The following is an 18942-nucleotide window of genomic DNA, read 5'->3' on the forward strand; positions in this document are numbered from 1 at the left end:
GCCAGTCATGGTCGCCGACGGCTCCGCCGCTCCCCCGTCCGAGCGCCGCCCCCTCCGAGTGGCGATCATCGGTGCCGGTCCGGCGGGCATCTTCGCCGCCGACGCGCTGACCCGTCAGGACGACGTCCCGGTGGCCATCGACCTCATCGACCGGCTGCCCACCCCGTTCGGCCTGGTCCGGCACGGCATCGCGCCCGACCACCCGAAGATGCGGGCCATCCGGGAGACCCTGCACCGCAGCCTCGACCAGCCGCTGGTCCGCTTCGTCGGCAACGTGGACATCGGCGTCGACCTCTCCCTGGAGGAGCTGCGCGCCCACGTCGACGCCGTCGTCTACACCTACGGCGCGGCGCTGGACCGCCGGCTGGGCATCGAGGGCGAGGACCTCCCCGGCAGCCTCGCGGCCACCGACGTCGTCGCCTGGTACACCGGGCATCCCGACGTCGACCGGAAGCGGGTCGAGTCCGCGCTGGCCGACGCCCGGTCGGTCGTCGTCGTCGGCGTCGGGAACGTCGCCCTCGACGTGGCGCGGGTCCTGGCCCGCGCGCCCGAGGAGCTCGAGCCGACCGACATGCCGCAGCACGTCCTGGACGCGCTGGCCGCCGCACCGGTCGAGCAGGTGACGGTGCTGGGCCGCCGCGGTCCCGCGCAGGCCAGCTTCACCACCCAGGAGCTGCGCGAGCTGGACGACATGACCGCCGCGACCGTCCTGGTCGACCCGGCCGACCTCGAGCTGGACCCGGCCTCCGAGGAGCGCGCCGCCGCCGACCGGGTGGTCGGGCGCAACCTCGGCGTGCTGCGCGGCTGGGCCGGGCACGCGCTCGAGGCCGGTCGGATCCCCCTGCGGCTGCGCTTCTACAGCCGCCCGGTGCGGCTCCTCGGCGACGACCGCGTCACCGGCCTGGAGGTGGAGCGCACCGCGGTCGACGGCGACGGCCGCGCCGTCGGCACCGGGGAGCTCGAGGTGCTGCCGGCCGACCTGGTCGTCCGCTCCGTGGGCTACCGGGGCACCCCGCTGCCCGGCCTGCCGGTCGACGAGCGCAGCGGCACCGTTCCGCACGACGGCACCGGCCGGGTGCTGCGCGACGGGGAGCTCGCACCCGGCGAGTACGTCGCCGGGTGGATCAAGCGCGGCCCCAGCGGCGTCGTGGGCACCAACAAGCACGACGCCCGCGAGACGGTGGAGGCCCTGCTGGCCGACGCGGCCGACGGCACGCTGGCCGTCCGCGGTGGCACCGACGACCTGGTGACCACCCTGCAGGCGCGCGGGGCGCAGCCGGTGCTCCTGGAGGACTGGCGGGCGATCGACGCCGCGGAGGTCGCGCTCGGCGCCAGCCGAGGCCGGGCGCGCACCACCATGCACGAGCGCGAGGCCCTGCTCGCCGCGATCCGGGCCGCCACCGCATGAGACGGCGGCCGATCGAGGCAGTGGGTCAGGCGACCGCGTCGAGCAGGGTGCGGGCCAACGCCTCGTCGGCGGCGGCGACGAAGCGGATCCGTGCGCCGGTGTCCGGCTCGAGCACCACCGGCGCGCCGTCGGCGGTGAGGGCCGCACCGCCCGCGGCCAGCAGGACGGCGAGCCCGCCGGCCACGTCGTGCACGTGCGTGCCGGTGCGGTCCACGTCGTGCCAGGCCGCCGCCGCGCCGTCGGCGACCAGGCACAGATCGACCGCCGTGCAGCCGGTGATCCGCACCCGCCGGGCGGCCCCGGGCACCCCGACCGAGCCACCGTTCGGCGCGCTGGGGACGACGACGGTGCTCCCCGCGCGCGTGCGCACCGGCACGCCGTCCCGCGCCGCCCCGCGGCCCTCGTCGGCCGACCAGCGCCGCCCCGAGGAGAGGTCGCAGACCAGGCCCGCGACCGGTCGGCCGTGGTGCACCAGCGCGGCCGAGAAAGCCCACGGCGGCAGACCGGCCAGGTAGTTGCGGGTCCCGTCGAGGGGGTCGATGACGATCCACGGCATGCCGTCGGGCACCTGCCGGTCGGCGCTCTCCTCGCTGAGCACCGGCACCCCCAGCGCGGCGAGCACCTCGACCGCCGCGGCGTGCGCGGCGTCGTCCGCGGCCACCCCCGGGCTGCCGTCGTCCTTCGTGCGCGTGCCGCCGACGTCCCGGGCCAGGGCCACGGCCGTCTCCACCCGGGTGGCCGCCAGCGCCGCGAGGTGGGCGAACCGGACCGCCAGCGGAGCCGACTCCGGCAGGGCCGGCACCGCTACGCACCGGTCGTTGGCCAGGTGTCGCACGCGGTCGCACCCCCAGTCGGCGGCCGCGGCGAGGACGTCGGGATGGTCCAGGGGGACGCCGGTCCGGCGCACGACGACGGCCTCGGCGGTCGCGTCGTGGGCCCACCGCCGGCGCAGCAGCACGACCTGCCCCTCGCTGCCGATCAGCACCCGGGCGTCGGGCTCGACGATCGCGGGGGCGAGTGCCGGCGCCGGGAGCCCCAGCGCGTCGGCCACTGCCCCGAGGTCGGGACGCGTCGCGGTCCGGAGCGCGGGAGTGGCCGAGGTCACGTCGCCAGTATCCGACACCACCGGAACGGATCCGTACCGGGGCGTGGGCGGCTCAGCCCAGTTCGAGCCCGCGCAGCGTCTGCGCGGCCAGCTGGTCACCGGCCTCGGCGCCGAGCCGGAACTGCTCGACCGCGCCGTCGAAGTCGCCGCGGTCGGCCAGCAGCACGGCCAGGTTCTGGTGGCAGTAGACGTCGCCGGCGGCGATGCCCGCGCGGAACGCCTCCTCGGCGGCCTCCTCGTCCTCGAGGTCCTCCCGGTAGAGGTTGCCCAGGGGCAGCCAGGCCACCTGCTCGCCGAGCTTGGCGCCGCGCTCGAGCACCGCCCGCGCCTCGACACCCCGGCCGCTCTCGCGCAGCAGGTGCGCCAGGTCGGTGCGCGCCGCCGGGAAGTGGTCGGCACCGGCGCGCAGGTCGTCCTCGAGCGCCGGGTCCAGGGTCGTGCAGAACCTCCAGCAGGCGACGACGCCGGCCGCCTCGGGGTCGCCGGCCGCGGCGATCTCCTCGGCGACGGCGAGGGCCTCCTCGCGCTCGCCCTGCTCGCGGAGCAGGAACGCCAGCTGCAGGCCGCCCTCGAGGTCACCGGCGTCGACGGCGCCGCGGTAGGCCCGCATGGCGCCGGCCAGGTCGCCGAGGTCCTCGAGCACGAGGCCCAGGTTGCGCCAGGCGTCGGCCTCGCCACCGGCCAGGGCCACCTCGTAGGCGTCGACCGCCTCCTGCCACCGACCCTGCGCGGCGAGCGCGTTCCCGAGGTTGAACGAGGCGACGGTGTCACCGGCCTCCGCGGCGCGGCGGAAGCACGCCTCGGCGTCCGCGTGGCGGCCGGCGTCGGCGAGGTCGCAGCCGAGGTCGACCAGTGCGTCGCCGTCCCCGGAGGCCCGCAGCCGCCGGAGGCGCCTGTCGAGGTCCTCGGTCATGCCGCCGATCTTCGGGGGCGTCCGGGCTTCCGCGCGCCGCCCGCAGGGGTGACCTCACCCCAACGGGAGGGTCACGGGCGGGTCATGGGCGGGTGAGAGGCGAGTCAGCTGCCGAACGCCTCCCGCCACGCCGGCAGGAGCGTGCTGCGGGTCCACTCGAGGTAGGGCTCCTGCTGATCGCCGCCGATCTGGACGAGGGCCAGGTGGGTGAAGCCCGCGTCGGCGTACTCCCTGGCCCCCTCGATCACCGCCGCGACGTCGTCCCCGCACGGGATGCTGCTCTCGACGTCCTCCTCGCGGACGAACTGGCTGGCCGCGTCGAAGGCCGCCGTCCCCGGCAGCTCGGCGTTGACCTTCCAGCCCAGGCCGAACCAGCGGAACAGCGTGTGGGCCCTGGTGACCGCCGCTGGCTTGTCCGTGCCGAAGCTGATCGGCATCTGCGCGATCTTCGGCTTGCCCGCTCCCCCGGCGGTCTCGAACGCATCCACCAGCTCGGCCAGCGGGTCGGTCGCCACCAGCACGTCGGCCAGCTCGCCGGCGATCGTGGCCGCCTGCTTCCCGCCCGCCGCGAACCCGATCGGCACCCGCTTCTCCGGCAGGTCCCAGAGCTTGGCCGACTCGACGTCGAAGTGCTCGCCGCGGAAGTTGGTGTAGCCCTCGCCGTCGAACAGGTCCCGGATGATCTGCAGCGCCTCCATGATCATCTCGTGGCGGACGTCGGCCGGCGGCCAGCCGGCGCCGACGACGTGCTCGTTGAGGTTCTCGCCGGCGCCCAGGCCGAGGGTGAAGCGGCCGTCGGACAGGATCTGCAGCGTCGCCGCCTGCTGCGCCACCACCGCCGGGTGGTACCGGAAGATCGGGCAGGTCACGTAGGTCATGAGCGGGATGCGGCTCGTGGCCTGCGCCACGGCACCGAGCGAGACCCACGCGTTGGGCGAGTGCCCCATCTCGTCCAGCCACGGGAAGTAGTGGTCGCTGCTCACCGCGAAGTCGAAGCCGACCTCCTCGGCGCCGACCACGTGGCGGACCAGGTCCTTCGGTCCGGCCTGCTCGGTCATCATCGTGTAGCCCAGCTGCATGCCCATGCGGCGCGGCTACCCGCAGCTCGGGCGGGCAATCCCCCTCAGGCGCGTTCGGCGGCCAGCGCCTCCCGCATCTTGATCTTGCCGCCGGTGCGGAGCAGGGCGCCCGAGTAGATGCGCCCGCCCAGCCGGACGACGAGCACGATGGCCAACACCATGAGCACGACCGCCAGCGCGATCTCCCACAGCGCCACCTCGCCCGCGGCCTGCCGCACCGGCATCACCAGCGGGGACAGCCCGGGGATGTAGGAGGTGACCCGGGCCAGCAGACCGCCCGGGTCCGACGCGGCCTGGATGCCGATGAAGAACGCGACGATCAGCACCATCGACGTCGGCATGAGGACCGTCGCCAGGTCCTCCTGCCGGCTCACCAGCGAGGCCGCGACGGCGAAGACCGCGGCGTACCAGGCGTAGCCCAGCACGAACCAGGCGATCACGATCGCGACGGTGCTGATCAGGTCGCCGGGCACCTCCACGATGTCGAAGGCCAGCGCCGCGACCACGGCGACGACGCCGATGGTCACGATCTGCCCGAGGGCCAGGAGCCCGAGGCCGAGGATCTTCCCGGCGAGGAGCTGCCACGGGCGCATCGTGGCCAGCAGCAGCTCGACCACCCGGCTGGACTTCTCCTCGACGACGCCCTGGGCGATGAACTGGCCGAACAGGATCAGCAGGCTGTACAGGATCACCACGCCGAAGACCGCGGCCGCGACCCGCTGCCCGTCGGCCGCGGCGTCGGCGTCCAGGGCCGTCACCGCGACCTCCGGCACGTCCAGCTCGCTGATGCCCGCCTCGGTCAGCTGCTCGGTGATCGCGAGCTGGCCCACCGCGCCCTGGACGATCGCCTCGAGGGTGCCGCCCGCGGACTCCCGCACGAGCAGCTCGGCGTCATCCCCGACGAGCAGCGCGCCGTCGACGTCCTCGTCGTCGACCGCCGTCCGGGCGGCGGCCTCGTCGCCGAGCTCGACCACCTCGACGTCGACGTCCAGCGCCTCGCCCTGAGCCTCCAGGGCGGTCACCACCGAGGCGTCGCCCCCGACGAGACCCACCCGGCTCTCCTCGTCCCCGGAGCCCGTCACCACCTGGATGACCACCGCGGCGACGATCACCAGCAGGATCACGACCGAGCTGATGATGAAGCCCTTGTCGCGGATGCGGGTCGCCACCTCGCGCCCGGCGACCAGCCGGACCAGTTGGCTGCTGGAGAGGTCCTGCGGGGCGGTCACGCCGCCACCTCCTCGGTGCTCGGTGCGGCGACGGCGCCGCGGAACAGCTCGACCAGCGTGGGCTGCTGCCAGGCGAAGTGGGTCACCCGGCCGGTCCGCAGCGCCGCACCCAGGACCGACTGGTCGTCGGTGTCCGGTGTCAGCTCGAGCAGGGTGTCGCCGGCCTGCTCGGACACCACGCGGGCGCCACCCAGCCCGTCGGCCCAGCCCGGCGCGGCATCCGGGACGACGACGCGCAGCAGCCGGCCGGCCTCGCGGCGGCGAAGCTCCTCGACGGTGCCGGTGGCCACCATCCGGCCGCGGGCGAGGATGCCCACCGAGTCGCACAACCGCTCGACCAGGTCGAGCTGGTGGCTGGAGAAGACCACGGGGACGCCCTCGCGCACCTGCCCGAGCAGCGCGTCGGCCAGCGAGTCGACGCCGACCGGGTCCAGCCCGGAGAACGGCTCGTCGAGGATCAGCACCTCGGGGCGGCTGACCAGCGCGGCGGCCAGCTGGACGCGCTGCTGGTTGCCCAGCGACAGCTTCTCCACCTGCTCGTCGCGGCGCGGGCCGAGTCCCAGGCGCTCCACCCAGTCCGCCGATGCCTTCGTGGCGGCCGCGGCATCCAGGCCGTGGAGCCGGGCGAAGTACGCGACCTGCTCGCCGACCTTCATCTTCGGGTAGAGCCCGCGTTCCTCCGGCATGTAGCCGACCCGGCGGCGGGAGGCCTGGTCCAGCGGCCGGCCGTGCCAGCGCACCTCGCCGGCGTCCGGCCGGACCAGGCCCATGGCGATCCGCATGGTGGTCGTCTTGCCGGCACCGTTGGAGCCGCAGAAACCGAACATCGACCCCGGGGCGACGGTGAACCCGACGCCCTCCAGGACCCGGACCTCGCCGAAGCTCTTGTGGAGCCCGTCGAACTCGAGCACGTCGCCTCCTCGTGGAAGTTGTCGTCCGAAACCGTATCGGGCCGGGCGGACCGTTCCGAGCCGCCGCGGCCGATGTTCACCGAGCGGTCGCGCACCCTGCCGGCCTGCTGTCTCATCGGTCCATGAGCGAGCGGAACGGGATCGCGCGGCCGCCGTCCGGCGTGGGGCTGGACGGCCTGGCGACCGCGGCGGCCGGCTGCCGGGCCTGCGAGCTGTGGGAGCCGGCGACGCAGACGGTGTTCGGCGAGGGCCCGCCCACCGCGCGCATCGTCTTCGTCGGCGAGCAGCCCGGCGACCAGGAGGACCGGAAGGGCGAGCCGTTCGTGGGCCCCGCCGGGCGGTTGCTGGACGACGCGCTGACCGGCGCGGGCATCGACCGCCGCGACGCGTACATCACCAACGCGGTGAAGCACTTCCGTTTCACGGTGAAGGGCAAGCGGCGCATCCACGCGACGCCGGGCGCGGAGCACCTCCGCGCCTGCGCGCCCTGGCTGCAGAGCGAGCTCGCCGTCCTCCGGCCCGAGGTCGTCGTGGCCCTGGGTGCGACAGCGGCCAAGGCGCTCATCGCGCCGTCCTTCCGCATCACCCAGGACCGCGGGCGGCTGATGCCCTGGGACCTGCCGGGGTTGCCGCCGCCACCGGTCGTGGACGAGGCCGACGACGACGAGCCGGACGAGGCCGCCCCGGCGCAGACCTGGATCCTCGCCACCACGCACCCCTCGGCGGTCCTGCGCACACCCGACGAGGCGCGGCAGGCTGCCTTCGACGCGCTCGTCACCGACCTGAAGGTGGTCGCCGCCGCCCTGGCCTGAGCATCGGTGCCGCAACTATCGGCGGCGCAACTATCGGCGGCGCAACTACTGGGAAGTTGGCCTCCAGGAGCGACGCCCGCCCCCTACTTCCCCGCAGTTGTGGCTGGAGCGCGGCGCGACGCCACTGGCCATCGCTACGAGGGCAGCGGGAAGTCGGGGTGGGTCCGGAGCCCCACCGGCATCCGGCTCGCACCGCTGCGCACGGGTTCCACCCATTCCCAAGCGATGGACGACGTCGTCCCGGCGCTCCTGGCAGCCAGGAACGCGACGTCCTGTGCCGCCTGGAGGAGGCCTTCGGCCAGCATCAGGGTCATGGAGCGCAGTCGAACTGCTCCCTCCCGCAGGAAGAAGCTCGAGCGCAGCGAGGCGTCGACCGTCGAACCGGTGTGCGCCAGGGCGTTGCGGATCGCGTAGGCGTCGCGCAGGTACGCGTCCAGGCTCGCCCCCTCCAGCAGCCGCCACCGGTGCACACCGGAACGGCTCCCGGGTTGGGGCACGACCCGGGCGCGCGCCCGCAGCGGGATCCCGTGCTCCTCGAAACCGTCGACCAGGCCGGCGCTCCCGAGACCCATCGGTTGGCGGCGGGCGTTCCGGATCCCGTGGTGCTCCGCGGCTTCCTTGACGAGGGACTCCCCCGTGGCGAAGGCGAGCAGGAAGCTCCCGGCGGGCAGGCTCTGGTACTCCTGCGCCGGACCTCCTCGAGGGCGGTAGGCCCCCTCTCCGCCGCGCTGCCCGTGCACGTGGATCACGTCCCTGGCGAGCCTGAATCCTGTCGACACCCACGCCACCTCTCTTCCTGCTCGGAGCGGATGCCCCCGCGAGCGCTCATGGTCCCGCGCGCGGTCAGACCGCGGTGCGGGAGGCGCGGAAGAGCCAGAACGAGGGCACCAGCACCGCGACCAGCGCCATCGCGAGCACGACGACGACGCCGCCGGACACCATCGCCACGCTCACCGACGCCGCGCTCGCCAGCGCACCGGCGCGCAGGTCGCCCAGCCGAGGCCCGCCGGCCACGACGACGATGAACACGCCCTGCATCCGCCCGCGCATCTCCTCGGGCGCGGCCAGCTGCAGCATCGAGGAGCGCAGCACCGCGCTCACCATGTCCCCGGCCCCCGCCACGGCCAGGCAGAGAACGGCGAGCCACAGGGACTGCGCCCAGCCGAAGCCGATGATCGCCACGCCCCAGACCGCGATCGCGCCCAGCACCACCGCGCCCTGCCGGTCCACCCGGGACACCCACCCGGACGTCAGCCCCATGAGCAGCGCTCCGATGGAGACGCCGGCGAACAGCCAGCCCAGCGAGTTGGGCGAGTCGGCGAACCGGTTCTCCGACAGCTCGGGGAAGACCGCCTGCGGCCAGGCGAAGCACATGGCGACGATGTCGACGACGAAGGTCATGAGCAGCACCGGCTGTGTGCGGAGGAAGACGAAGCCCTCCCCCACGCCCCGGACGGCGGCACCGAGCCGCAGCGGCCCGATGTCGCGCCCCGGCGGCAGAGCCGGGAGCCCGCGCAGCAGGACGGCGGCGGCCAGGAAGCCCAGCGCGTCGATCGCGTAGGCCAGGAACAGCTCCCCCGCCCCGATGAGGACGCCGGCCAGCAGTGGCCCCGCGATGACCGCGGCCTGGCGCACGGTCATGGACAGCGCGTTGGCCGCCGGCACGCCTGCCGGCCCGACGAGCGCCGGGATGACCGCGCTGCGGGTGGGCTGGTTGACCGCGGCGAAGGCCGAGACGCAGGCGGTCAGGACCCACAGCACCGCGAGGTTGCCCTCGCCGGGCAACAGCGCCTGCCCGGCGAGCAGCACGCTCGTCACCGCAGCACCGACCGACGTGACGAGCATCAGCCGGCGGCGGTCCATCGAGTCCGCGATCGCGCCGCCGAGCAGGCCGAAGACGATCAGCGGCACCAGCGCGACGATCGAGGTGACACCGACCATCAGCGAGTCGCCGGTCAGCGCGTAGACCTGGAAGGGGACGGCGACCAGCGTCATCTGCTGACCGAGCATGGTCGCGGCCACGCCCCAGAACAGCCGCCGGTACGCGGGGTTGCGCAGCGGCGTCGTGTCGATCGCCCAGGAACGCCGGCGGGGAGCCGGCCCGCTCACGGGGCGAGTCGCTGGACGATCCAGCCCCCGCCCTCGGCCTCGTCGCGCACGAAGCGGATCCGGTCGTGCAGCCGGTCCGCGCCGCCCTGCCAGAACTCCACCCGCTCCGGCACGACCCGGTAGCCGCCCCAGGCCGCGGGCCGGGGCACCTTGCCCTCCGGCGTCTGCTCGTCGAGCAGGCGCACCCGCTCCTCGAGCTGCTGCCGGGAGTCCACGACGGTCGACTGCACCGACGCCACCGCGGCCAGCTGCGAGCCGCGGGGTCGGGGGTCCCACAGCGCGTCGGAGGCGGTCTCGCCGATCCGCTCGACGGTGCCGGTGATCCGCACCTGGCGCTGCAGCGCGTGCCACGGGAAGACCAGCGCCGCCCGGGGGTTGACGGCCAGCTGCGCCCCCTTGGCCGAGGCGTAGCTCGTGCCGAACACCACGCCGCTCTCGTCGTAGCCCTTCATCAGCACCAGGCGCCCGTCGGGGGCGCCGTCGGCGTCGGCCGTCGCGACGACGACCGCGTTGGGCTCCGGGATCTCGGCGGCGACGACGTCGGCGAACCAGCGGTCGAACTGCTCCACCCACGTCGCGGCGAGGTCCTCCTCGCGCAGCCGGCCGAGCGTGTAGTCGTTGCGCATGCGGGAGAGGTCGGGCACGCCGCCATGCTGGCACCGGTCCGACCGTCCGGCTCGGGAAGGCTCCTCACATCCCCGGCGCGACGACCCCGGCGACGCCCCACTTGCGTCGGGCGCCTCCCCACGGCCTAGGGTCGGCAGGCAAGCGTGCGCCATGCCTTATGCGCGCACGGGTCCCGCGCGCAGAGGAGCATGCGAGATGGCCGACGACTTCGTACCCGGCCTGGAAGGCGTCATCGCCTTCGAGACGGAGATCGCTGAACCGGACAAGGACGGCGGTGCCCTCCGCTATCGCGGCGTCGACATCGAGGACCTCGTCGGCAAGGTGACCTTCGGCAACGTCTGGGCACTGCTGGTGGACGGGAAGTTCGGCCCGGGGCTGCCCCCGGCCGAGCCGTTCCCGATCCCGGTGCACACCGGTGACGTGCGGGTCGACGTGCAGGCCGCGCTGGCCATGCTCACCCCGATCTGGGGCTACCGCCCGCTGCTGGACATCACCGACGAGGAGGCCCGCGAGGAGCTGGCGCGGGCCGCCGTCATGGCGCTGTCCTACGTCGCCCAGTCCGCTCGGGGCATCGGCACCCCCGCCGTCCCGCAGAAGCGGGTCGACCAGGCCGCCACGATCGTCGAGCGGTTCATGGTCCGCTGGCGCGGCGAGCCCGACCCCCGCCACGTGGCCGCGGTGGACGCGTACTGGACGTCGGCCGCCGAGCACGGCATGAACGCCTCGACCTTCACCGCCCGCGTCATCGCCTCCACCGGGGCCGACGTCGCCGCCTCGCTGTCCGGGGCGATCGGTGCCATGTCCGGCCCGCTGCACGGCGGCGCCCCCTCGCGCGTCCTGCACATGCTCGACGACGTCGAGAAGTCCGGCGACGCCGAGAAGTACGTGAAGGGCCTCCTCGACCGGGGCGACCGGCTGATGGGCTTCGGCCACCGCGTCTACCGGGCCGAGGACCCCCGCGCCCGCGTGCTCCGCCGCGCATCCGAGGAGCTGGGTGCCCCGCGCTTCGAGGCCGCCCTGGCGCTGGAGAAGGCCGCCCTCAAGGAGCTGCGCGAGCGGCGCCCCGACCGGCCGGTCGAGACCAACGTGGAGTTCTGGGCGGCGATCGTCCTCGACTTCGCCGAGGTGCCCAGCCACATGTTCACGTCGATGTTCACCTGCGCCCGTACCGCCGGCTGGTGCGCGCACATCCTCGAGCAGAAGCGGACCGGCCGCCTCGTGCGCCCGTCGGCCCGCTACATCGGGCCCGACCCGCGCAAGCCCGACGAGGTCGAGGGCTGGGACACCATCCAGACCAAGGCCACGACCGAGGTCGCTCCCGCCTGATCGAGGCCCCGTCCGCGGGACCCGCCCTGTGCACCTCCAGGGCGGGTCCCGGCACGGGCCGACCGCACCGCACCGTCGAGAGGCACTTCCCCGGATGACCATCACCATCCCCGCCGAGCTCCTGCCGTCCGACGGGCGGTTCGGCTGCGGCCCGTCCAAGGTCCGGCCGGAGGCCCTCCGGGCACTGGCCGTCGACGGCGCCGCGATCATGGGCACCTCGCACCGCCAGGCGCCGGTGAAGAACCTGGTGAAGGAGATCCGCGCGGGGCTGCGGGCGCTGTTCGACGTGCCGGACGGCTACGAGGTGGTGCTCGGCAACGGCGGGACGACGGCCTTCTGGGACGCCGCGCTGTTCGGCCTCATCCGCGACCGCGCCGCCTTCGGCACCTTCGGGGAGTTCTCCGCGAAGTTCGCCTCCGGCGCGAAGGACGCGCCGTTCCTCGGCGACCCGGTGATCGTGCAGGCCGACCCCGGCACGCTGGCGATCCCGACCGCGCAGCCCGGCGTCGACGCCTACGGCTGGGCGCACAACGAGACCTCCACCGGCGTCATGGCACCGGTGGAGCGGCCGGCCGGCAGCGACGACGCCCTGGTCCTCATCGACGCGACGTCGGGCGCCGGTGGCCTGCCGGTCGACGTGTCGCAGACCGACGTCTACTACTTCGCCCCGCAAAAGTCTTTCGCCGCCGACGGCGGGCTGTGGGTGGCCCTCATGTCGGCCGACGCGCTGGAGCGGGTCGCGGAGATCAAGGCCTCCGGCCGCTGGATCCCCGGCTTCCTGGACCTGTCGATCGCGATCGACAACTCCACCAAGGACCAGACCTACAACACCCCGGCCGTCGCCACGCTGTTCCTGCTCAACGACCAGATCCAGTGGCTGCTGTCGCTGGGCGGGCTCTCCGGCGCCGTGGCCCGCACGCGCGACTCCTCGAGCCGACTGTACTCGTGGGCGGAGAAGTCGCCGTACGCGACGCCGTTCGTGAGCAACCCCGACGAGCGCTCGTTCGTCGTCGGCACGATCGACTTCGCCGACTCGGTGGACGCCGCCGCGCTGGCGAAGACCCTGCGGGCGAACGGCGTGGTCGACGTCGAGCCCTACCGCAAGCTCGGCCGCAACCAGCTGCGCGTCGGCATGTTCCCGGCCGTGGAGCCCGACGACGTGTCCGCGCTCACCGCCTGCATCGACCACGTCGTCGAGCGCCTGTAGCCCCGTCCCGCTCTCCCGGGAACACCCGGTAGCGTTTCCGCCCGCGATACCGGAGCGACGTGGGGGCGTCACCCGGATCCGCCGTCCGATCCCCATGCGCATGCCCGTCCGCGGCAGGAGGTGACCGTGCTCCCCGATTCCCCGTCGGGACCCGGCGGTGACCTGTTCGCCATCGGCGGCGAGGCCGGGCGCATCATGGCCGTCTTCGACTGGTCGACCACCCCACTGGGCCCGGTGGAGGGGTGGCCGGCCAGCCTGCGCTTCGCCATCCGGTCGGTGCTCGTCTCCCGACTGCCGATGGTTCTGGCCTGGGGACCGGAGTTCATCCAGTTCTACAACGACGCCTACGCCCCCCTGATCGGCGCCCAGCACCCGGCGATCGGCCAGGACATCCGGATCACCTTCGCCGCCGGGTGGGACGTCCTCGGCCCGCCGATCGAGCACGCCATGACCACGCTGGAGCCCTCCTGGTTCCCGGCGCTGCCGCTGCTGCTCGAACGCCACGGGTACCGGGAGGAGACGTTCTTCCGGGTCACGCATGCGCCGGTCTTCGACGATGACGGCGCGGTGCGCGGCATGCTGTCCATCGGCCTGGAGGTGACCGGGGAGGTCGTCGGCGCGCGTCGGCAGCGGCTGCTGCACGAGTTGGCGGCGACCACCGGCGACCTCGGGGACGAGGCGCAGGTCGTGCGGGCGATGTGCGAGAAGCTGGGCGGCGATCCGCTCGACGTCCCGTTCGCGGCGGCCTACCTCGCAGGGCCGGACGAGCCGCATCTGCGCCTCGTCGGGACCGTCGGCTGCGACGCCGCAGACCTGCCGGCCGTCACCGAACCGGACGCCGCCGAGGTGGTGCGGGCGCTCGGCGGGCTCGCTCTCCCCGGCGGCCCCTGGGGCGATCCGGTCACCGAGTCGGTCGTCCTGTCCCTCGCCGGCAGCCCGGGGGCGGCACCCGTGGGCGTGCTCGTCGTCGGCAGGAGCCCCAACCTGGCCCTCGACGACGAGTACCGCTCCTTCCACGGGCTCATGGCGGCGCAGTTCGCCGGTGCGGTGGCGACGTCACGGGCGATCGCGTCCCAGCGCCGGCGGGCCGAGGCGCTCGCCGAGCTCGACCGGGCCAAGACCACCTTCTTCTCCGACGTGAGCCACGAGCTGCGGACCCCGCTGACGCTGCTCCTGGGCCCGATCAGCGACGCCCTGGACCGTTCCGAGGGACTCCCCGCCGAGGTGCGGGAGGAGCTGGAGCTCGCGCTGCGCAACGGCCGGCGGCTGCAACGCCTGGTCAACGATCTGCTCGACTTCGCCAGCATCGAGGCGGGGCGGGCGCACCCGGTGCGGGTGCGGACCGACGTGGCCACCTTCACCGCCGAGCTCGCCGGGATCTTCCGCGCCGCCGCCGAGCGGGCGGGGCTGCGGCTGACCGTCGACTGCCCGCCGGTGGCCGGGCCCTCCTACGTCGACCCCCGCATGTGGGAGAAGATCGTCGTCAACCTGCTGGCCAACGCGGTGAAGTACACGTTCGTCGGCGGCATCGACGTGGGTCTCACCTCGGACGAATCGGGTTTCCGGCTCACCGTCCGCGACACCGGCGTGGGCATCGTGGCCGAGGAGCTGCCGCACCTCTTCGAGCGCTTCCACCGGGTCGCCGGGGCCACGGCCCGCACCCGGGAGGGCACCGGCATCGGGCTGGCACTGGTCCAGGAGCTGACCGCTCTCCACGGCGGGACCGTCTCCGTGGTCAGCGAGCCCGGCGTCGGCAGCACCTTCACCGTGGCGCTGCCCTACGGCGCCCCCGATCCGAGCGCTGACGAGGACCGGGCAGCAGCCCAGCCGTCCGAGGCCGCACGGGGCGAGGCGGCGAGCTGGGAGGACGACACCAGCCGGCCCGGTGAGCCGGCGCCGGGCGGCTCCCTGGGCGCGCACGTCCTCGTCGTGGACGACAACGCCGACATGCGCAGCTACCTGGCCCGGCTGCTCGGTGCCCATTGGGCGGTGCGCACCACGGCCAACGGCGAGGAGGCACTCCGGGCGGTCGCCGAGCGACAGCCGGACGTCGTCCTGACCGACGTGATGATGCCGCGGATCGACGGCTTCGAACTGTTGCGCGCCTTGCGGTCGGACCCGGCCACGCGCCACATCCCGGTGATCATGCTGACCGCGCGGGCGGGGCTGGAGGCTTCGGTCGAGGGCCTGGAGGCCGGCGTCGACGACTACCTCGCCAAGCCCTTCCGCGCCGACGAGCTCATCGCCCGGGTCCGGGTCGTGCTCGAGCGCGCCACCGGGCGGACCGGTCCCATCCCGTTGCCCGTGCAGGCGAGGACGGACGGGTTCGCGTCGGTCGCGGCCGCACCGGTGGTCCCGACGGCTCCCCTCGCCGCCGCGGCCCCGGCTCCGCGACCGCCCGCCGACCCCACCCCGCCGGAGCACCAGCTGGGCCGGTGGCGGCTGCCCGCCGAGGCCGCCTCGGTGCCGGTGCTGCGGCGGGGGATGCGCGCGGTGCTGGCCGAGGCGGGCGTCGACCCCGACCGGGCGTACGACCTGCTGCTGGCCGCCGGTGAGGCCGCGACCAATGCCATCGAGCACGCGCAGCGCCCCAGCCAGCCGTTCGTCGACGTCACGGTCGGCGTGCGAGGGGACCGGCTGGAGATCGTGGTGCGCGACTACGGGCAGTGGCGCGAGCGGGTGCCGAGCATGGACCGTGGCCGCGGATCCACCCTGATGAGCGCGTTCGCCGACGTCACCGCCGTCCCCAGCCCCACCGGGACGACGGTCGTCATCCGCAGCCCGCTGGCCTGACCGCGCGGGCGCCCCGGCCTCAGGGCAGTAGCCAGGTGTCCTTGCTGCCGGGGACCGGCCCGCCCAGCTCCACGCGCGTCCACGCCGCTGGCAGGGCCCGGATTCCACCGCCGGTCACGACGGAGAACACCCGCAACCTGGCTCTCCGGGGGTGCAGCGCGCCGTCCACCAGCGCCGGCAGGGTCGCCTCCTCGACGGGCTCCCTGGCCACGAACCGGTGCGGCGCCGCGTCCACCGCGGCGGCCAGCCGGGTGAGCGCCGCGGCACCGCAGGTACGACCGTCCACCGCGCTCTGCCCGCCGTAGGCCGCGACCTCCTCGACGACCAACTGCTGCAGCCGCCCGCGGACCTCGGCCAGCGCGGCCGGATCGGCCAGCACCCAGGTGCGGGGCGAGGGCAGCAGCGGCTGCTCCCCGAGGTAGAAGCCGATCATCGCCGGCACCCAGGCGAAGGTCGCGACGTCGTCGGCGACCCCGTTGCCCGGCACGTTCACCAGGCCCAGCCGCCCGGCCCGCACCGCCTCGGTGAGCTGCACGTCCAGCGCCAGGCCCACGGGCGTCCGGTACGCGCCGAGGCCACCGTCGCCGAAGCGCCGGTACAGGACGTCGACCGGACGGCGCCGGCCGTCCACGGCGATCTCCAGGCCACCGTCGGCGCGCGGCCAGAGGTCGGCGGCCCGCACCAGCGGCACACCGAGGGCCTCGGCGAGCACCGCGTGCTCGAACGAGGAGGTGTCGGTCTCCCCCGCGCTGAGCACGGCGACCTCCGGCGTGCCGGTGCACGCCGGAGGAGCCGCCTCGTCGAGGGCCTGGCGGAGCAGTGCGAGGGCGGCCCCGGGGTCGCCGGGAGCGCCTCCGGCGAACAGCCCCGGGACGGCGGCGCGGAGGGCCAGCCGGTCCTCCAGGGCGAAGCCGAGTCCGGTGGGCGCGCGCAGGTCGTCGGCGGTCACGGCCCACCCGCCGTCGGCGGTGCGGACCAGGTCAGCGGCCGCCACCGTCGCCCGGGGCTGGCCCGGCCAGGCCTGGCCGATGGCGCCGGGGTCGCGGGCGGGGTTGTGCACCACCGCCCACTCCGGCAGCACCCCCGCCCGGACGATCTCCGGGGCGCGGTCGACGTCGCCGCGCCGGCGGCCCGCCGCGCGGTAGGCGTCCGCCAGGAACGCGCACAGGGCGCGGTGCCGCTGCTCCACGCCGGCGGCCAGCAGCCGCCACTGCGCGGCCGGCAGCAGCCGGGGCAGCGGGTCGAGCGGGACCGGGTGCCGCTCGTGACGCCCGTCGGTCCAGGTGCCCAGTGCCACGCCGCGGGTCGCCCGCAGCTCGGCGAGGGACCGGGCCGCCGCACCGAGCCCCTCGGCGCCCAGGTCCGCGAGCGCCGGCTCGAGGACCGCGTAGTCGGGGCTCAGCCGGCCGTCGGGGGTCACCGCCTCGTCGGCGGTGGGAGCGGGGTAGCCGGCGAGCAGTCCGCCGCTCACAGCCAGCTGTCGAACCAGGCGGTGACCCGGCCGCTCAGCTCGACGAGGTGGTCGCGACCGACCACGGTGTGCCCCTCGCCGGGCAGCAGGAGCAGCTCGCAGGGTGCACCCCGGGCGGCGAGCTCCTGATGCGCCTGCACCGACTCGGCGACGGGCACGTTGGTGTCCCGGTCGCCGTGGGCGAGCAGCAGCGGAGCGGTCACCCGGTCCAGTGCCGACATCGGCGAGATCGACGCCAGCATCTCCCGGTCGGCGACGGGGTCGCCGTACTCGGTGACCGAGGCCGCGGCCATCCACGGTTCGGTACCGGCGAAGAAGGTCCGCAGGTCGCTCATACCGGCCAGGGTGGCACCGGCGGCGAACAACTCGGGCCACCGGGTCAGGGCGACCAGCGCGAGATAGCCGCCGTAGGACCAGCCGTGGGCACCGATCCGGCCGGGTGCGGCGATGCCGGAGGTGACCAGCTCGTCGACCGTCGTCCGCACGTCCTCGAAGGAGGACGCACGGGCCGCGCCGTCGTCGGAGGTCATGAACGCGCGGCCGAACCCTCCGGAGCCGCGCACGTTGGGCGCGAAGACCGTCAACCCGGCGGCGACCAGGCTCTGCACGAGCGGGTTGAACGCCGGCCGCTCCTGACCCTCGGGACCGCCGTGGAAGCTGACCACCGTCCGGTTCGGGGCGTGCGCGCCGCGCGGGGTGTAGAGCCATCCCGACAGCGGCATGCCGTCGGGGGCGCGGTACTCGTGCCGCTCGGGCAGCACCATGCGTGCGGCGGACGGGCGGGGGGCGGACAGGCGCAGCGTCGCGGCCGGCCGGACGCCGTCGAGGTCCACCCGCCACAGCGCGCGCGGCGTGGTCGGTCCGGTCAGCTCGGCGACCATCGTGCGGCCGTCGGACGTCAGCGACCAGCCCGGCAGGACGGCGTCGGGCAGCGGGACCCTGCGCACCAGCGCGCCGTCGGACAGCGCGTGCACCGCGAGCTCGGTGAGCCCCCCGGCGTTCCAGATCGCGAGCACCGTGCCGTCGGGGCGCAGCGCGTAGCCGTCGAGGTCGGCGTCGGCGCGGTACAGCACCGTGCGCCCCTCCCCCGTCGGGCCGTCCGGCCCCAGCGGCACCTCGACCAGGCCGGCGCGGTCGGCGAGCAGCGGCCCGGGGAGGGAGGCGCGGAGGTAGACCGCCAGCCCGTCCGCGGCGAACCGGCCGTCCTCGGAGGCGACGCCGCCGGGGGCGTCCGGCCGGAGGACCGGTCGCTGCGTCCCCCCGGCCACGTCGACGGCGACGACGTGCCGGAACCCGCGCGGACCGCGACGGGCCAGGAGCGTCCGGCCGTCGGCCGACAGGGCGGAGACGGAGAGGAAGCCGCCACGGGCCAGCGTGCGGCAGGTTCCCGTGACCACGTCGACGAGGACGACGTCGGCGTCGGGACCGGTGCCGGGGGCGATCGAGCAGAGGTAGGAGCTGGGGCCGGCCCAGAGACCGGCGAACACCGTCGCGCGCGGGTCCTCCCCGGCGACGAGGCGTGCACCGGTGCCGTCGGGCCGCACGACGTGCAGCTCGGCGCAGATGGAGCCACCGGGGCTCACCAGGTAGGCCAGCCAGGCGCCGTCCGGGGACCAGGCGACCGAGACGACCTCCTGCGCCGGCTGCGAGAGGACCCGCGGCGGGTTCCCGCCGTCGACGGGGGCAATCTCCAGGCGCGGGATGCCCGACCGGTCGGTCACGTAGGCGACCTGCCGACCGTCCGGCGACACGGTGGGGCACCAGGCACCGACGGCGCCGGCGATGGACTCGATCTCGGCGACGACGTCGCGCTCGAGCCTCGCGGGCGTGGCGGGCACCAGGTCGGTCACGGGGCTGGCCATCGCACCTCCTCGGCTCTCGAACGTGTGCGTCCCTGGCGGAACGCGAGCGGCAGGATTCCACGGCGCCGGTGCGCACCGGCCCCGCCGGCG

Annotated in this window: 15 protein-coding genes; 5 read left to right on the top strand and 10 right to left on the bottom strand. The window is 74.8% G+C overall.

Going from position 1 to position 18942, the window contains the following annotated elements; genetic code table 11:
• Positions 1 to 7 precede the first annotated feature (7 nt).
• The gene (locus tag BLS70_RS06200; RefSeq protein ID WP_091764737.1) at positions 8 to 1408 is read left to right on the top strand and encodes an FAD-dependent oxidoreductase; all 1401 of its coding nucleotides are present in this window, start codon (positions 8 to 10) and stop codon (positions 1406 to 1408) included.
• A gap of 25 nt (positions 1409 to 1433) precedes the next feature.
• Here BLS70_RS06200 and BLS70_RS06205 read toward each other — a convergent pair whose 3' ends face one another.
• The 5 genes from BLS70_RS06205 to BLS70_RS06225 form a co-directional block, all read right to left on the bottom strand.
• On the bottom strand, positions 1434 to 2513 hold the full coding sequence (locus BLS70_RS06205) for an inositol monophosphatase family protein (protein ID WP_255362262.1): 1080 nt from the start codon (positions 2511 to 2513) through the stop codon (positions 1434 to 1436).
• Between the two features lie 52 nt (positions 2514 to 2565).
• A complete protein-coding gene (locus BLS70_RS06210; RefSeq protein ID WP_091764739.1) occupies positions 2566 to 3426 on the bottom strand; it encodes a tetratricopeptide repeat protein in 861 nt (286 codons plus the stop codon).
• Between the two features lie 104 nt (positions 3427 to 3530).
• Positions 3531 to 4511, bottom strand: coding sequence for a TIGR03557 family F420-dependent LLM class oxidoreductase (locus BLS70_RS06215; protein WP_091764740.1), 981 nt, complete (start codon positions 4509 to 4511; stop codon positions 3531 to 3533).
• A 38-nt stretch (positions 4512 to 4549) separates the two neighbouring features.
• Positions 4550 to 5734 (bottom strand): ABC transporter permease, encoded by a 1185-nt coding sequence (locus tag BLS70_RS06220; RefSeq protein WP_091764741.1) that lies wholly within the window; start codon positions 5732 to 5734, stop codon positions 4550 to 4552.
• Positions 5731 to 6645: an ABC transporter ATP-binding protein gene (locus BLS70_RS06225; protein WP_091764742.1), complete on the bottom strand. Its 915-nt coding sequence runs from the start codon at positions 6643 to 6645 to the stop codon at positions 5731 to 5733. The genes BLS70_RS06220 and BLS70_RS06225 overlap by 4 nt, the downstream gene beginning before the upstream one ends.
• A 122-nt stretch (positions 6646 to 6767) precedes the next feature.
• Here BLS70_RS06225 and BLS70_RS06230 point away from each other — a divergent pair, with 122 nt between their 5' ends.
• Positions 6768 to 7457: a UdgX family uracil-DNA binding protein gene (locus tag BLS70_RS06230; protein ID WP_091764743.1), complete on the top strand. Its 690-nt coding sequence runs from the start codon at positions 6768 to 6770 to the stop codon at positions 7455 to 7457.
• Positions 7458 to 7591: 134 nt separating this feature from the next.
• Here the strand turns inward: BLS70_RS06230 and BLS70_RS06235 are convergent, their stop codons facing one another.
• From BLS70_RS06235 to pdxH, 3 genes are all read right to left on the bottom strand, one after another.
• Entirely contained in the window at positions 7592 to 8206 is a 615-nt protein-coding gene (locus BLS70_RS06235; RefSeq protein WP_176946308.1) for a hypothetical protein, read from the bottom strand.
• A gap of 94 nt (positions 8207 to 8300) precedes the next feature.
• The gene (locus BLS70_RS06240; RefSeq protein ID WP_255362263.1) at positions 8301 to 9566 is read right to left on the bottom strand and encodes an MFS transporter; all 1266 of its coding nucleotides are present in this window, start codon (positions 9564 to 9566) and stop codon (positions 8301 to 8303) included.
• Complete coding sequence (gene pdxH / locus BLS70_RS06245; RefSeq protein ID WP_091764745.1) at positions 9563 to 10210, bottom strand: pyridoxamine 5'-phosphate oxidase; 648 nt, start codon at positions 10208 to 10210, stop codon at positions 9563 to 9565. The genes BLS70_RS06240 and pdxH overlap by 4 nt, the downstream gene beginning before the upstream one ends.
• A gap of 178 nt (positions 10211 to 10388) precedes the next feature.
• Here pdxH and BLS70_RS06250 point away from each other — a divergent pair, with 178 nt between their 5' ends.
• From BLS70_RS06250 to BLS70_RS06260, 3 genes are all read left to right on the top strand, one after another.
• A complete protein-coding gene (locus BLS70_RS06250) occupies positions 10389 to 11519 on the top strand; it encodes a citrate synthase 2 (RefSeq protein WP_091764746.1) in 1131 nt (376 codons plus the stop codon).
• Between the two features lie 94 nt (positions 11520 to 11613).
• Positions 11614 to 12726: a phosphoserine transaminase gene (gene serC, locus BLS70_RS06255; protein WP_091764747.1), complete on the top strand. Its 1113-nt coding sequence runs from the start codon at positions 11614 to 11616 to the stop codon at positions 12724 to 12726.
• Positions 12727 to 12852: 126 nt separating this feature from the next.
• Complete coding sequence (locus BLS70_RS06260; RefSeq protein ID WP_255362264.1) at positions 12853 to 15519, top strand: ATP-binding protein; 2667 nt, start codon at positions 12853 to 12855, stop codon at positions 15517 to 15519.
• 19 nt (positions 15520 to 15538) lie between these two features.
• Here the strand turns inward: BLS70_RS06260 and BLS70_RS06265 are convergent, their stop codons facing one another.
• Both BLS70_RS06265 and BLS70_RS06270 read right to left on the bottom strand, forming a co-directional pair.
• Positions 15539 to 16990: a circularly permuted type 2 ATP-grasp protein gene (locus tag BLS70_RS06265; RefSeq protein WP_091764748.1), complete on the bottom strand. Its 1452-nt coding sequence runs from the start codon at positions 16988 to 16990 to the stop codon at positions 15539 to 15541.
• Positions 16987 to 18852 (bottom strand): S9 family peptidase, encoded by a 1866-nt coding sequence (locus BLS70_RS06270; RefSeq protein ID WP_091764749.1) that lies wholly within the window; start codon positions 18850 to 18852, stop codon positions 16987 to 16989. The genes BLS70_RS06265 and BLS70_RS06270 overlap by 4 nt, the downstream gene beginning before the upstream one ends.
• Positions 18853 to 18942 lie beyond the last annotated feature (90 nt).

The sequence above is a fragment of the Blastococcus aurantiacus genome, from assembly GCF_900102425.1.
GTDB lineage: Bacteria > Actinomycetota > Actinomycetes > Mycobacteriales > Geodermatophilaceae > Blastococcus > Blastococcus aurantiacus.

Bases quoted from the DNA above. Each gene is read 5' to 3' on its own strand.
- BLS70_RS06230 (WP_091764743.1), top strand. From the start codon at position 6,768: ATGAGCGAGCGGAACGGGATCGCGCGGCCGCCGTCCGGCGTGGGGCTG.
- serC (WP_091764747.1), top strand. From the start codon at position 11,614: ATGACCATCACCATCCCCGCCGAGCTCCTGCCGTCCGACGGGCGGTTC.
- BLS70_RS06250 (WP_091764746.1), top strand. From the start codon at position 10,389: ATGGCCGACGACTTCGTACCCGGCCTGGAAGGCGTCATCGCCTTCGAG.
- BLS70_RS06215 (WP_091764740.1), bottom strand. From the start codon at position 4,511: ATGGGCATGCAGCTGGGCTACACGATGATGACCGAGCAGGCCGGACCG.
- BLS70_RS06200 (WP_091764737.1), top strand. From the start codon at position 8: ATGGTCGCCGACGGCTCCGCCGCTCCCCCGTCCGAGCGCCGCCCCCTC.
- BLS70_RS06210 (WP_091764739.1), bottom strand. From the start codon at position 3,426: ATGACCGAGGACCTCGACAGGCGCCTCCGGCGGCTGCGGGCCTCCGGG.
- BLS70_RS06270 (WP_091764749.1), bottom strand. From the start codon at position 18,852: ATGGCCAGCCCCGTGACCGACCTGGTGCCCGCCACGCCCGCGAGGCTC.